This is a genomic window from Paenibacillus sp. LjRoot153, assembly GCF_964253085.1.
In the GTDB taxonomy this organism is placed as follows: Bacteria; Bacillota; Bacilli; order Paenibacillales; family NBRC-103111; genus Paenibacillus_E.
Genome location: NZ_CAXUQH020000001.1, coordinates 4,098,445 through 4,113,279, shown reverse-complemented (window position 1 = coordinate 4,113,279; position 14,835 = coordinate 4,098,445). Strand labels below are relative to the sequence as shown.

Sequence of the window (14,835 nt, the reverse complement as noted above, 5' to 3'; positions counted from 1 at the left end):
ATATCTAATATGTGAAACCCTTTATTGTTAAGCTCTCGTGTCCGATAGTGCGGCGATAGAACCGATCCATCGATTGTTGTCGTTGTTGTTCCCCTCGCTCAGCAAACGGGCAGGTTAGCGTGGACAGTGAAGGTATCTATGATTAAACGAGATATCGTATCATTCGATGATCTGTACCCAGGCTTATATTTTGAGGTTGATAATAATGCGACTCAACTTGGAATTGCGTTTATGAAGAAACCTTCTTACCTAACTGTGGAGCCTGCCATCACGAAAATAGTAAAGAGTGATCTCCTCAAAATTGAAAATAGTCAAACACCTTACTTTATCTCTGAGCTAATGGACAGTTTAGCTTAGCAATCCATAAAAAACAATCCAAGATGAAATGTGCTAAAATTAACTAATGTAGACATCCCTCATGAACAAAGGAGCACTGAAAATGAGAAAACTCGTTCTATTTTTGCACGCATCGCTTGACGGTTTTGTAGAAGGGCCAAACGGTGCAATGGACATTGGCTGGATTTCCTACGATGGTGATTTAGAGAAATACGCGAAAGAAATTCTAAGTACTGCCGACACCGTCATTTGGGGACGAGGGACTTATCAATTAATGCACGGTTATTGGCCAACTGTGCCTTCGAACCCATCAGCTTCGCAGCATGAACGGAATCATGCCGAGTGGATCGATAAGACAGCCAAAATCGTTTTTTCCACGACGCTGGACAAAGTCGAATGGAACAATTCCAGACTAGTGAAAGAAGATGTGGAGGAAGAGATCAAGAACCTCAAACAGCAGCCAGGCAAGGATATGGTCATCCTCGGCAGTCCTAGGATCGCACACCACCTTATGCAGCTTGATTTAATCGATGAGTATAAAATTACGGTTTCTCCCGTTCTAATCGGCAGTGGGTTGCCGTTATTCCAAGGTCTCAAGGAGAAGGTCAATCTTAAACTTATCGAAAACAAAACCTTTGATTCTGGAGCCATAGGTCTCGTTTACCAGAGGAACTATAGTTGAACAAAACAAGGAGCAGTTTTGCCACGGCAACTGCTCCTTATTTCTATCATCCTACAAGAGCGACCTCCTAAATGTGGGATTTAAGGGCGGAAGAACCATTACGTACTCCCATTCGTAAAGAGGCGTTCTATTTTTATATATAAATAAAAGGGAATTTACCTTGCTTCGTGTCCATATCCTCAAAAAATTATGAACAACAAAAACGGAGCGCTGCGGTTTGTGGACTCCGTTTTCTAATATCGTATTCTCTTACTAGTTTGATCTTGTAATCTCTTTTCAGATGAAGTCGTCTACTAGAGTTCATCTTTTCATATATATAGATCTGAATTTATATATCATTACTCTAGATGCATTGTGCATAATGTAAGAGTTAGTTTACAATTGTTGCTATGTCTGCTAGAACATAATAAATATGGGGGATCACAAACGATGCTCATCAAAAAATTCCGAAGTATACCCATCGTCAGGAAGCTTGTGCTGCTGATTATCATGTTAATGTGTGTTCCATTTTTTCTGTTTGGCTACTTCTGGTACACCATTTCAGCCAAAACGGCCGAGCAAAACGCCATTGCTTTCAGCGAACAGCTGCTTCGTCAAACAAGCGAGCATTTGAACTCTTATTTCCACGATCTGGAACGCACGACTTATCCGCTGCTTACGCATCCGCTGATCCAGCAATTTCTTAAAATACCAGCCCAGGACACGTTTGAGCAATTTATGTACACAAAGCGGATTAAAGAAGAGCTGGTTCACAATATTATTTTTGGCCGTGAGGATATTTACAACTTCACCGTTTTGTCCAAAGAAGCTGTGGATCTATCCAGTACAGGAGGACCTGAACTGAGAAAAAGAAACCTCCGCCTCCTCGACACGCTCGTTCCTTCGCAAAATTATAACGTAATCGGTGTTGATAAGGTGGATGCATCACCTGTGCTGACAATTTTGCGTGTATTTTTGGATACGCTTTCATATAGAAATACAGGTATCATGCTGATCGATCTTAACTTGAACGAAATCGATAACATTTGCGGTAGGAACAGGCTGGGGGACACTGGATTTTTATGGGCAGTCGACCGCAACGGCCATATTGTATGCCATCCCGATAAAACAAAGTGGGGACAGCAAGCCACGGAAGAAGAGCTGAAACTTTTTCAGAGCGAGAAGGGCTCCTTCAAAAAAGGGGAAGGTGGCAATACCCTAGTCACTTATCAACGCTCGGATAAATCCGGTCTTGTGTTAATTTCCGAGGTGCCGCTTCAAGAAATGACCCGAGGTTTGAATGCGTTACGAAATGCCACCATTGTAATTGGGATTGTTCTTGCAGCTTTAATCTTCACTTCACTCGGGATGTTTGCTTATTCACTAACACGCTCCCTGCGCAATCTTCAGAGGCTCATGAAAAGGGCGGAAATCGGCGATTTATCTGTGTCTGCTCCAGAGCAGCCTTTTAACAGTGAGCTAGACAGTGTTAACCGGAGCTTTAACAAGATGGTGAGTGAAATCAGGCGATTGATTGAGGATGTGCACAGAGCTGAGTTAATGCAAAAAGATATGCAAATTCGCCAGCGGGAAAGTGTGCTACAAGCGATGCAAAGCCAGATCAATCCACATTTTTTATATAACACGCTGGAAATTATTAATTCCTATGCCATTGTGCAAAATATTGTGCCAATCAGCCGTATGGCGACTGCTTTGGCCGCTTTTTTCCGCTACAGCGTGAATAATAGGAAACCGGTTGTCTCGCTTAGGGAAGAATTGGACCATATGCGTACATATATGTTGATTCAGCAAGAGCGTTACCGCAGGCTCGATATTGACATCGAACTCGATGATGAAGAAACGGAGCAGGTTTCGATTATTCGCCTCACGCTTCAACCGCTGGTCGAGAATGTGTTTGTTCACGGTTATGAGCGTCACAGGCTTCGTCCTTCCTATATTGGCATCGTAGGTAAAAAGAATGCTAATTACTACTCGTTGAAGGTGCTTGACAAAGGACACGGTATGGACGAGAGTTTGATGGCGCAGTATAACCGGGCTTTTCAAGGTTCTATCAACAGCATCAACGATACTTCGGATTTGTCGCCGTTCCAGCGAATTGGCATGTGGAACGTTCATGCAAGGCTTGCCATGCATTTTGGCGAAACTTACGGCTTACGAATCGAGAGGTCTGATGATCATGGCACCGTTATTGAAATCAGACTTCCTATCTTTCTAAAACATGTCGAGGCTGGCAATTCAGAAAAGGAGAATGAAGCCCATGTACAAAGTCATACTGGTTGATGATGAATTTATGATCAAACTAAGTTTGAACAAACTGATCCAAGATCTAGACAATAAGTTTCAAGTTATCGGTGAAGCGGAGGATGGTGAGGAGGCTTTACAGCTCATCGAGCAATTGAAGCCTAATTTGGTCATTACGGACATTCGAATGCCAGGGTTGAACGGACTTGAGCTTGTAGAACAGGCGAAAAGTAAATATCCCGAGACCGAGTTTATTATCGTCTCAGGCTACGAAGAGTTCGACTATGCCAGGAGAGCGCTCCGTCTAGGCGTTAGTGAGTATTTGCTAAAACCGTTAGTGCCTGAACAGGTACATCAAGTGCTTGGAGCGATATACGAGAAATTTGAGAACCGCACTCGTTTGAGACGGTTACGGCAATCCTGGATCAATGTCTGCAGCACGGAGGCGAAACAGTTGGTCGGGCACATCGAGCTCCTTAACCAGAGCAGGGTAGATGAAAGCTTGATGACCCTACAAACAAAATGGCTTGTGCTTGAGCGAGATCTTGGCGTGGAGCCATTATATGCAGATTTTATAGCCGTTCTCGTCGAGGAGCTTAGGGTGCCTCATGCAGAAACAGATGAAGCTCATAAAACACCGGATACAGTGGAACAAGCTGTCGGACAGCTGCGCATTTTTATACAGGAAATCATGGGAAAACGACGTGAAGCGCGTAATTGGGGTGTACGCCAGCAAATATCGAAAGCGGAGCAATATATCTGCAGCCATTTTGCAAATGAAGAATTATCGCTCCAGCAGGTCGCCGAACATGTAGGGATGTCGCCGGCTTATCTAAGCACATTGTTTAAAGAGAACTTGGGAACTAGCTTTATCCAATTCATAACGAAGCTAAGAATGGAGCAGACGTGCAGGCTTTTGGCGGATCCAACGGTAAAAACATATGAGGCGGCTTATGCGGTTGGATACAGCGACTATCCCTATTTTAATAAAGCGTTTAAGAAACATTATGGCGTTTCTCCTACCGAATATCGTAAAAACATGGGACTTCAATAAAAACGGTTTAAAAGAAAAGACAATATTTTAATAGAAAAAACATGTGATTCAAATCAGGAAGCGCTTACAATCAAATAAAAAGAAACGGAGGGAGACAGCATGAAGACGATTGAGGCACAAGAGGTTCAAACGGTTCTTTTATCCATAAAATCGAAATCAAACCAGACATCCTTCTGGAGATATTTCAGAAAAAATTGGCAAATATATTCGATGATTGCCCCGGGCATCCTGTTTTTCTTCTTGTTCAAATATGTGCCGCTCGCCGGCAGTATCATTGCGTTTCAGGATTATAACGTCTTTGGTGGATTTTTAGGAAGTCCGTTTGTAGGCCTTAAACATTTTGCAAATTTGTTCTCCTATCCTGAGTTTTATCGGGTCATGTCGAACACGCTGCTTATAAGCCTTTATCAACTCGCGTTTGGTTTTCCAGCCCCAATCTTGCTTGCACTCCTGCTGAATGAAGTTAGAAAGGTCATCTTCAAACGAACGATTCAGACCATTATCTACATGCCGCATTTTTTGTCCTGGGTTATTGTTGGCGGGTTAGTAATCAACTTTCTATCGCCGTCATCCGGCATACTGAATCAACTGCTGAAATCACTAGGGCTAGAACCCATTTTCTTCATGCAAGAGCCAAAGTTTTTCCGCAGCATTGTGGTTTCCTCCGGGGTTTGGAAGGAAGTTGGCTGGGGCACGATTATTTATTTGGCGGCGCTAACTGGCATTAATCCGGAGCTATATGAAGCTGCTGAAGTGGATGGTGCAGGGCGGTTGAAACAAGTGTTCAGCATTACGATTCCAAGCTTGCTGCCAACCATTATAATTTTGCTATTGCTGCGAATCGGCCACATCCTTGACCTTGGTTTTGAGCAGGTCTACATCCTTCTGAACCCGCTTGTGGTGGAGACCGGTGAAATTTTGGACACTTACATTTATCGCATCGGTTTGCTTGGAGCACAGTACAGCTATACGACGGCCATTGGTATTTTCAAATCAGTTATAGGACTCATTCTAGTCATGGGCGCTAATTACTTAAGCCGAAAATCAACTGGAAATTCAATTTACTAAAAGGGGGAGGTTCCTCATGATTCGTATGAGTCCCGCAAGGCGCGGATTTACTATCGCCAACTACGTCATCCTTACAATAACCGGCATAGCCATGATCCTGCCTTTTATTTATATCTTTGCCGGCTCTTTCAGCAGCGGTCATGCCATTTCAGCTGGTAAAGTGCTTCTCTGGCCTGTGGATTGGACGCTTGAAAATTATAAAGCGGTAATGAACAATAAGGCGCTATGGCGAGCGTTCGGGGTCACGTTATTTTTAACAACGTTCGGAACGTTCATTAACTTATTTTTCACCAGCTTGATGGCATACGGTCTGGCTCGCCATGATTTACGCGGTCGTAAGTTCATCCTGTTGTTCATCGTGTTTTCAATGATTTTCCAAGTACCGATTATCCCGCTTTATTTGCTCATAAAATCTCTCGGGATGCTTAATTCATTATGGGCCCTCATCATTCCCGGGACGATCAGCGCATTCAATTTGATTATCATGATCTCCTTTTTCCAGAACATCCCTGAAAGCTTGACGGAAGCGGCAAAGATCGATGGGGCGGACGAATACCGGACACTATGGAAAATCGTACTCCCATTATCGCTTCCTTCCCTCAGCACGATTGGCCTATTTTACGCAGTCGGACATTGGAATGGGTACTTCAGTGCGCTGATGTTCCTCCGGAACCCGATGCTCTACCCTTTGCAAGTGAAGCTGCGCGCCTTAATTGTCGAGAGCGACGCGGAGTCCTCGATGCAGGCAGCTTCGTTGTCGCTGCAGTCACTCGAAGGCATTAAGATGGCGGCGATCATCGTTGCAACAATTCCGGTAATACTTATCTATCCATTTATTCAGAAGCATTTCATTAAAGGGGCTATGCTTGGTTCACTGAAGGGGTAGATGTTGTTTATATTATGAGATTAAGAAAGAGAGGGATTGAGATGGTTTCAAAAAAGGTAATTGGTATGACGCTGACAGCAAGCTTGCTTGCAAGCGTTGCAGTTGGCTGTTCTCAAACCACGTCAAACAATGGGGGAACTAGCTCGCAGACTCCAGCCAGTAATGGCGGAACCAGTTCTCAGGCTCCGGCAGTAAAAACAAAGCTAAGAGTGGCTGTAGGGACAGAAGGACTGCAGTATGTGGAGGGCTCCCAAAATATTAACGAAGATCCTTATGTAAAAAAACTAAGAGAACTTTCGAACTTTGACGTCCAAATGGAACTCATTCCTCACAAAGATTTTAATCAAAAGCTAACACTTATCTTCGCCGGAGGAGATCTTCCTCAGCTGCTTCAAACACGCGGTATTAATATGCCGGAAACCGCACCGGCTGTAGACAACGGGGCTCTGTATGATTTGAACGAACTTCTCGATAAATACGGACCGAACCTGAAAAAGAATATCCCTAAGGAAGCTTGGGATTATGGCGGTGTAAGCAAAAATGGGAAGATTTACGGTATTCCAACGTTGAATCCGACTCCGAATGATGTGATCAACTTTGTGCGTAAGGATTGGCTGGATAAGCTGAACCTGCAGGCGCCAAAAACAGTTGACGAATATATCAATATGCTGCGAGCTTTCCGTGACAAAGACCCTAACGGTAACGGCAAGCAGGATGAAATTCCGTACTCAGGCCGTGAGAAGCTAGCTTGGACAGAAATGTTCTTTGGCGCTTATGGGGTCGTACCTGCGGATTGGACGCTCGAAAACGGTCAGTTGGTGCCTAATATCGTTCGTTCGCCAATGAAAGATGCGTTGAAGGTTTACCGCACACTATACAGCGAGAAGCTGCTGGACAACGAGGTTTTCGTGCAGCAACCGAAAGATTGGGATGCCAAAATTAAAGCCCAAGGTATCGTAGGCTTATGGCACCACGTTCCTAGACTCGCCGATAAGTGGGCGAGTGAAGTTACGGCTGGCACGCCGTCAGCGAAGCTGGACATTATTCCTGCCCCAACAGGGCCGGATGGTAAAGGCGGATTAACGATCAAGTCAGTCGTCGGCCAAAACGTATGGGTCATCCCAAAATCGAATAAAAAGCCAGAGGATGCCATTAAATTCCTGGATTGGTTCTACTCCGATGCGGCACAAAAATTCATGCTTTATGGTATCGAAGGTGTGGATCATACAGTGAATGGCAGTCAAATTAAATACAATTTCCCAGCGAAACCAGAGGATATTTACCGTGAGGAAATGCATCTGACCTGGTTGCGCTTTGTAAGCCCTTCACACGTTCTCAATAAAGAGTTCATGAAGGAACGTCCGAATGGCGAGATGGTAAGTAAAGGCATTGAGGTCGCGTCTAAGGAAGGCAGAAAGAACGACGCGCTCGGCATGCCAGTAATGCCAACACTTCAAGCACGGCCGGAGCTAGGTAGAGACGGTTTATGGCTGGAATTTGCTGCCAAGGTGATTACTGGCAAGGAATCTGTAGACAACTTTGATAAATTTGTTGAAGACTGGAAGAAGCGCGGTGGCGATCAGTTGATTAAGGAAGCAACGCAATGGTACAACTCCAACAAGAAGTAGATGAAGGGTGAGGAAGAACCTTCCGGTTACGGAGGGTTCTTTTTTTAGAACCAACAACGTGAAGGAGATGGAATTAAAATGAAGCAGTTGGCAGGGACGCATGATTTAATTAGCCTTGATGAGTGGGGACCGTATACAAAATCATATATGGGCATTTCGCATGTAGCCGATTCGTCGAAAGGAATACGATTCGATTTAAGTGTCATTCCTGGCTTTTACAGGAGAAAAATTGATATCCCGAACGTTATGTGGGAAAGTGGTTACCATCCTTGGGAAGCGGCGACCGATTTGTCCTATTACAGCCATCGACATGAGCTGGAGTGGAAGGATCAGGTGTACTGTGATATCTCCTTTACCAAAATAGACGAACACACTCGGTTAATGTGCTGCGAAGCGGTCAATCAGACAGATAGCGAGCAGAACCTCGTGCTGCATCTGATGGGCTCTCTCCACATGCCGCAAGTGAAGCCGCACGGGGATCGACTTGAATTGAGTAAATCTCTACCTGCCCCGGGTGCAATTTGGGTGGATGGATTGGACTATTCGGAGCTTCGCTTCGCTATTCCAAGGCATGACGATGGACTGGTTTATGACGCGTTGCTCCGTGGAGAGATTCGCGGGCAAGGTTTCGTTGGCGGATCGGGTGTCGGGCGCGGTTTCGGTAAAGACGCAGGCGATCGTATTGAATTCCGCTGCACAATGCCTTCCGAAGATTGCGGGAGCGTATTGAAGCTGCGCTATCGGATTGCGGCAGGAAGCCGTAGTTATTGGAGACTGGAAGGAGCCGTAGAGGCTTCGTTAGCACTTGCTGGGACGGGCGATTTTGCTTATGTAGAGCTCGCTCTTGGCCGTATTTCTGAAGAAGCTGAGATCGTGTTCATCTCAGAGGGTAGCACAGAGGTCGAATTAGACGGATTCTTCATCGGGGAAGCGGAAGCGGTTGGCAAATCCGAGGTCATAGCCGAGGCATGGAGCTCGGTTCCGAGTATCTCAGAGGGACCTGTAGATAAAAGTATTTTGCTGCGCTATGATGACGTTGACCACGCATATGGTATTCGCTGGTTTTCGGATGACTACGAAGTAAGGGAGATTTATGCCGGCGAGTTGGACCGCTATATGCGATATATCGTTCATCATCATGTTCACAGTGTGTTTCACGGACCGGGTGAAGGGCATTTCACAAACGTCTTTCTTCGTCCTATATTAGTGCCTGCCTGGGAACGGATAAAGCTTTACGCCGTTGTCGCAAGCGGACAAGAGTCTGAACTTAACCGTATGCTGGAATGCGAAAAAATGAATGTTGCTGCCTTGGAGGAGCTGAGGTCAAAAGCTCATGCTAAAGCCTTCGCGCCTCAAGTGACGGCGGCCGGAGAACCCTATTTGTTCGGCCAACAGTTAATGGCGGCTACGATGCTTACGAATATTGTTTATCCTGTTTATATGAAAAAATCGTACATCAAGCACCATACGCCGGGCCGTTGGTGGGATTGCCTATATACGTGGGATTCTGGATTTGTGGGGATCGGACTCGCCGAACTCGACCTGGAGAGGGCGATTGAATGCTTAAACACGTATGTGACTGAGCCCGGCGATTCGCAAGCGGCGTTCGTGCATCATGGCAGTCCCGTACCGGTTCAGCATTATCTTTTCCATGAGCTATGGAATAAGACGCAAAACAGGGAGTGGCTTACCCACTTTTATCCAAGGTTGAAGCAGTATTACAAATTTTTAAGCGGCTTCGCAGAGAGTAGTATCACGCGTAAGTTATCCTCCAATCTGATCACGACTTGGGACTACTTCTATAACTCAGGAGGATGGGATGATTATCCGCCACAGGTTCATGTTCACCAGGAAGGAATTGCCGCCATCACTGCTCCAATATCCAATACGGCACATTGCATTCGCATCGCCAAAATGTTATGTATGATGGCCGAGGAGCTTGGCGAGGCAAAGTCAGAAGTCGAACAATATCTCGAAGAGGTCGGGATGTTCGAAAAAGCGATTCAGCAGCACGCGTGGGATGCGCAATCAGGTTACTTCGGCTATGTGCTGCATGATGCAGACGGCTCCCCGCTGAGCATTCTAAGGCACGAATCGGGTGAGAATTTTAACTGCGGACTCGATGGCGCTTATCCGCTTGTAGCGGGTATTGCTACACGGGAGCAAGAAGCTTTGCTCGTCGAGCGTCTATTTGCTCATGAGCGGATGTGGACGGAGATCGGCCTGTCCACGGTAGATCGTTCGGCTGCCTATTATCGTGCAGATGGCTATTGGAACGGTGCGGTATGGATGCCGCATCAATGGTTTTATTGGAAAACGATGCTGGACCTGGGTTACCCCGAACACGCGCGTAAAATCGCGATGACCGGTTTGGAATGCTGGCGCAAAGAAACGGGGCGGACCTATAACTGCTATGAGCATTTTATCGTATCGACCGGGCGCGGAGCGGGATGGCATCATTTTGGCGGACTGTCGAGTCCGGTATTAGCGTGGTTTCACGCTTATTACAAGCCAGGAACGGTAACCGTTGGCTTTGATACCTGGCTGACAAGATCAGCTTTTAGCGAACCATTTACAAATTGTGAAATCGAGTTACGGAATGGGCGGCAAATGGGAGAAAACCAGCGTTATTGCATCATCGTTGCGATGAATCCTTCTTTCCAATACGCGGCATTATGGAACGGTCATGTGGCTGAAGCCAGTGAAGTCACGCCAGGTGTATATGAAGTGCTGGTTCCTGCTGGCGAAAATGGCAGCTTACTAATGAAACCCATCTAGGACAGAAGGAGAGAGGCAGTATGGCTTCCGAAACAAAACCTACCGTGATTCATCTGCTCCCGCATTTTCACTATGACACGGTTTACTTAAAAACATATGACGATTATTTGCGTGATGCGCTTGATCATATCCATGAAGCGCTGCGGATCATGGAGACTGAGCCTGCTTATACGTTCATGATTGAACAGATGATTCTTGTTGAGGAGTACTGGCGAAGGTTTCCCGAGCAGCGCGGGCGGCTTCGCAAGCTTGCCGCTGAAGGAAGAATTGAAATCGCCTGCGGCATGTATTGCATGCCGGACGTCAATCTTCCTTCGGGCGAGTCGTTTATCAAGCAAGTGCAAGAAGGCAGGAAGATATGCCGGGATCTGCTTGGCGTAGATGTGCGTGTTGCGTGGATGTCGGATTGCTTCGGACATCATCCGCAGCTGCCTCAGCTTTTGGCAGAGACTGGATATGAAATGTACGTGTTCTCCCGGGGAGCGGACGAAAACATGCCAACCCCGTTCCAATGGCAGGGCCTCGACGGCACGAAGGTATGGGCGCATCGCCTTCATGGGGGCTATGGATTGATCATGTTCTCATCCAATGTGCAGAACGCGTTGGAGTTGAATTTTGGGAAAGCGGGCAATGCGGAGACGATTCGACAAAAGGTTACGATGCTGCAAGATGTTACCTCCGTAGCTTGTCATGTGCTGCTTCCGAACGGAGGCGACATGGCTAAACCGCAGCGGGAAGCAGCGGAAGCAGTTCGGTCGTTTAACGAGCGATATGAAGAAGAGCGGATGTCTGTACAGTTCTCGACGGCACAGTCATTTCTTGATGCCGTGAAGGCGGATGCCCAGTCTTTGCAAGTTTTTAAAGGTGACATTAATCCTGTTTTTCAGGGGACATACAGCTCAAGAATGGGCATTAAGCTAAAGAACCGTGAGTTTGAATGGAGACTGCAGGCCGTTGAGCGCTTGCAAGCAGTCTTGCTGCTAACTGACAAGGTCGATAAACCCATTGTCGATTTCCCTATCCAGGAAGCGTGGAAAGAGGTTCTTTACAATCAATTCCACGATATCATCTGCGGGACGATTCTGGACGAAGGGTACCTAGATACGATGAAGCGATATCAGCGGGCAGAGCGTCACCTTAGCGATGCTGCGGCAACGCTAATAGATCGCATGCAGGACCATATCGGCGAGGGGCTGGTTGCCTATGTATTTAATCCTTCCGGATTCGTGCGTCAAGAGCTGATTGAGCTGGATATCGTTGTCACAACCGCTGGAGTCTCTGGAGTACGCGTTATCAATGGTGACGGTACCGAACTGTCGGTTACGTGCACGATTGTGGAGATGGACGCTTTTGGGGCGCGCAAGCTGCGGGTCGCTTTTTCCGATAAGCTGGAAGCACTGACACTAATGGCATACCGCTTGGAGCTGACTGAAGATGCTGCGGACGACACTCGTTCTCATGGCTATACGCTCCATGAAATAAGTGGCGGCTATGTATTTGAGAACCGCTTTATGCAGCTGCATATTTCCTCCAACGGTGGCATTAAGCGTTTTGTTAGCAACTCGAATGAATCCAAAGCGCAATGGAATTGGGTAGAAGACGGAACGGAATGGAACGAACTTATTTTGCTGCGTGATCAAGGAGACCTATGGCTCTACGATGAGCCGATCTTGAATGGGGCATATACGGGAGCTACACCGATGAACGGCCTCATCCGCTTTAAGGAACAGCTGCCATATTCGCGGAGATGGCTCGGTCAATCGAGCACAAGCTCGACATCAAGCATTCGGATTGAAGAGGAAGGTCAGGATTGGGTCGTTCTTTGCAGTACCGGTTCCATCTCCTTTTGGAACAATAAATTGACATATACCAAACGTATCGTACTAGATGCGAATGGTGATCGTGTGCGTTTCACTACAAGCTTGACGGGTACCGGGAAGCAATACCGGGTCATCGCCGCCTTTCCAACCAACCTTCAACAGCCTTCCATGGTGCAGCAAATCCCGTTTGGCAGGGTAGATCGTGGCGAAGGTGAGTTCCCAGCGCAGAATTGGAGCCGGATCGAAAGCGGCGACGCTAGGTTATTGATTAATAATGTGGGGATCCCAGGAAATGGATTAGAAGGAGCAACAGCATGGTTAGCATTGACCCGATCTGCAGCAATGCCTTATAAGGCGCCGTCTGATCTCGCCTATGAAGAGGGAGTTACCCATAATTACACCTATGAAATTCGGGCTCGTCATTCGAAAGAAGCAGAGGACTTCGCCGAATACGACCGTGCTGCTGAATCGCTTAATATGCCGTTCGTTACAGCAATCCGTCCATCAGCCGCTATGAATATTGCCCAAGGTCCTCGTTCCGATAAACCTGAAATTGGGATTTCTTCCTTCCATTATTGCTGCGAGCAAAATGCTTGGATACTTCGTCTGTATGATGCTTCTGGCCATGGCGCAACAGGCTTGATCCATCTGCCGGTTCTCGCGAATGATAAGATTACGGTTCAGGAACAAAACGCCATACTGCAGTCCAAAGCTGAGCCAGTTCCTTACAACCGAGTTAATGGATTTGAGGTTTCTCTTGGACCGTTCCAAATGCGAACGTTTGCAATAAAACATTTCTGATGACATAACGAATGTTGATTCCTTCTTCAGCCCAGTGTTGGGAGGCATTAAAGTATTAAAGTACACAATAAAGGTTGAAGTAGATATAAAAGTCGAAGTGACAAATAGTAGGGCGTTCACTCTATTAGGTGAACGCTTATTTAATTTCTTGTATGGAGGAAGCCTAAGCCGTAATCCGGGGGCAATTAATTTAACGTACTGTCGGGTGACAAGTAAATTATCTCATTAATTAACGCGTAAATCGCGGTTTTTTATTTTTATGGTATCAAGTTTTTGTCAAAACCAAATGACAATAACTTGATACCATTCCAAATTTCTACAAGAACTTGATCTCATTCCCGACAAAGCCATTATTACGCTAACTGGCAGGATAGCGGAATAAAACGCTTGATACTATTGGGTAATTATGGTGTAATAAACACAAACGTATGTTCTTTTTTTGCGCGAATGCTAAGAAAGTAACGACATTTGGCAGATCCGGAAGGATTCCGGCTGGTGGCACAGCAAGTTCTATAGAAACTTAATGGGTGATGTTGATGAAACTAGAACGGTTAATATCGATTACTTATGCGCTTTTAAATAACGAAGTCATTTCTGCTTCAGAGCTTGCGAACAAATATCATGTATCCCAACGAACCATTTACCGTGATATAGAGGTTATTTGTGCGGCTGGAATCCCTGTTGTATCCTTTCAAGGCGTCAACGGCGGATATGGGATTATTAAAGAATATAAAATGGAGAAAAGTTTATTGCATGCAAGCGACATTGAGTCATTAATCACGCTTCTTCACAGCACGGCAACGGTGTTCAAGGATGACCGAGCAACGGAGACTATGCATAGGCTTCAGACCATTCAAAGCGATAAGATGCCAAGCTTGACCATGGATCTTGGAAGTTGGCGAGCCAACAACGCAACTCTCCATGCACTTCGAGCAGCCATAACGGCTCGCTATGTCATTCGATTTGAATACATGAATTCTAAGAATGAGAGATCCAATAGGATAGTTGAACCAGTCGGCCTACTATTTAAATATTATTCTTGGTATTTACATGGGTACTGTAGGGCTCGTAACGATTATCGCGTATTTAAACTTACAAGAATATTAAATTTGATTACTTTGCCTGAATTATACCAGCGTAGCCACACAACACTTCTACAAGATATTTCTTTGGACTATCAGAAAGAAGAAATCGTGGATGCTGTTCTTCATTTCTCAGGCAGATCCTTGGCACATGCACTGGATTGTTTTTACGCGGAGGATAAATGTTTCAATGAAGATGGCACGCTTACGGTTACCATTATCAATTCTTCTGAAGTTGAATGGTTAGTTGAAACGATTTTAAGTTTTGGTGAAGATGTGGAGGTTCTTGAACCTTTCGCGTTAAGGCAATTACTCAAAGATAAGATTGAAAAAATGTTGAATCGATATCTTAAAGTATGACAGACTGTTGTCATACTTTTTTTATTATAATGAGCTCAAAGAGAAGGCAAGTCAGCTTTTCAAGGAATTGGAGGTATACACCATGCATAATTATCCTTA

10 protein-coding genes are annotated in these 14,835 nt (G+C 45.7%); all 10 read left to right on the top strand.

Features of this window, described 5'->3' with window-relative positions; translation table 11 throughout:
• The first annotated feature begins 138 nt into the window (after positions 1–138).
• The 10 genes from ACSQ8P_RS17645 (at position 139) to ACSQ8P_RS17600 (ending at position 14,736) form a co-directional block, all read left to right on the top strand.
• Positions 139–357 (top strand): hypothetical protein, encoded by a 219-nt coding sequence (locus ACSQ8P_RS17645; RefSeq protein ID WP_436236351.1) that lies wholly within the window; start codon positions 139–141, stop codon positions 355–357.
• A gap of 82 nt (positions 358–439) precedes the next feature.
• On the top strand, positions 440–1,018 hold the full coding sequence (locus ACSQ8P_RS17640; RefSeq protein ID WP_436236350.1) for a dihydrofolate reductase family protein: 579 nt from the start codon (positions 440–442) through the stop codon (positions 1,016–1,018).
• A 429-nt stretch (positions 1,019–1,447) separates the two neighbouring features.
• Complete coding sequence (locus ACSQ8P_RS17635; RefSeq protein ID WP_436236349.1) at positions 1,448–3,298, top strand: sensor histidine kinase; 1,851 nt, start codon at positions 1,448–1,450, stop codon at positions 3,296–3,298.
• A complete protein-coding gene (locus tag ACSQ8P_RS17630; protein ID WP_436236348.1) occupies positions 3,276–4,313 on the top strand; it encodes a response regulator transcription factor in 1,038 nt (345 codons plus the stop codon). The genes ACSQ8P_RS17635 and ACSQ8P_RS17630 overlap by 23 nt, the downstream gene beginning before the upstream one ends.
• 99 nt (positions 4,314–4,412) lie before the next feature.
• Positions 4,413–5,381 (top strand): ABC transporter permease, encoded by a 969-nt coding sequence (locus tag ACSQ8P_RS17625; RefSeq protein ID WP_436236347.1) that lies wholly within the window; start codon positions 4,413–4,415, stop codon positions 5,379–5,381.
• Between the two features lie 16 nt (positions 5,382–5,397).
• A complete protein-coding gene (locus tag ACSQ8P_RS17620) occupies positions 5,398–6,267 on the top strand; it encodes a carbohydrate ABC transporter permease (protein WP_436236346.1) in 870 nt (289 codons plus the stop codon).
• A gap of 41 nt (positions 6,268–6,308) precedes the next feature.
• Positions 6,309–7,895, top strand: a complete 1,587-nt coding sequence (locus ACSQ8P_RS17615; protein WP_436236345.1) for an extracellular solute-binding protein — start codon at positions 6,309–6,311, stop codon at positions 7,893–7,895.
• A gap of 78 nt (positions 7,896–7,973) precedes the next feature.
• Positions 7,974–10,673: an MGH1-like glycoside hydrolase domain-containing protein gene (locus tag ACSQ8P_RS17610; RefSeq protein ID WP_436236344.1), complete on the top strand. Its 2,700-nt coding sequence runs from the start codon at positions 7,974–7,976 to the stop codon at positions 10,671–10,673.
• 20 nt (positions 10,674–10,693) lie between these two features.
• Entirely contained in the window at positions 10,694–13,294 is a 2,601-nt protein-coding gene (locus ACSQ8P_RS17605; RefSeq protein WP_436236343.1) for a glycosyl hydrolase-related protein, read from the top strand.
• A 536-nt stretch (positions 13,295–13,830) separates the two neighbouring features.
• Complete coding sequence (locus ACSQ8P_RS17600; protein ID WP_436236342.1) at positions 13,831–14,736, top strand: helix-turn-helix transcriptional regulator; 906 nt, start codon at positions 13,831–13,833, stop codon at positions 14,734–14,736.
• Positions 14,737–14,835: the final 99 nt, after the last annotated feature.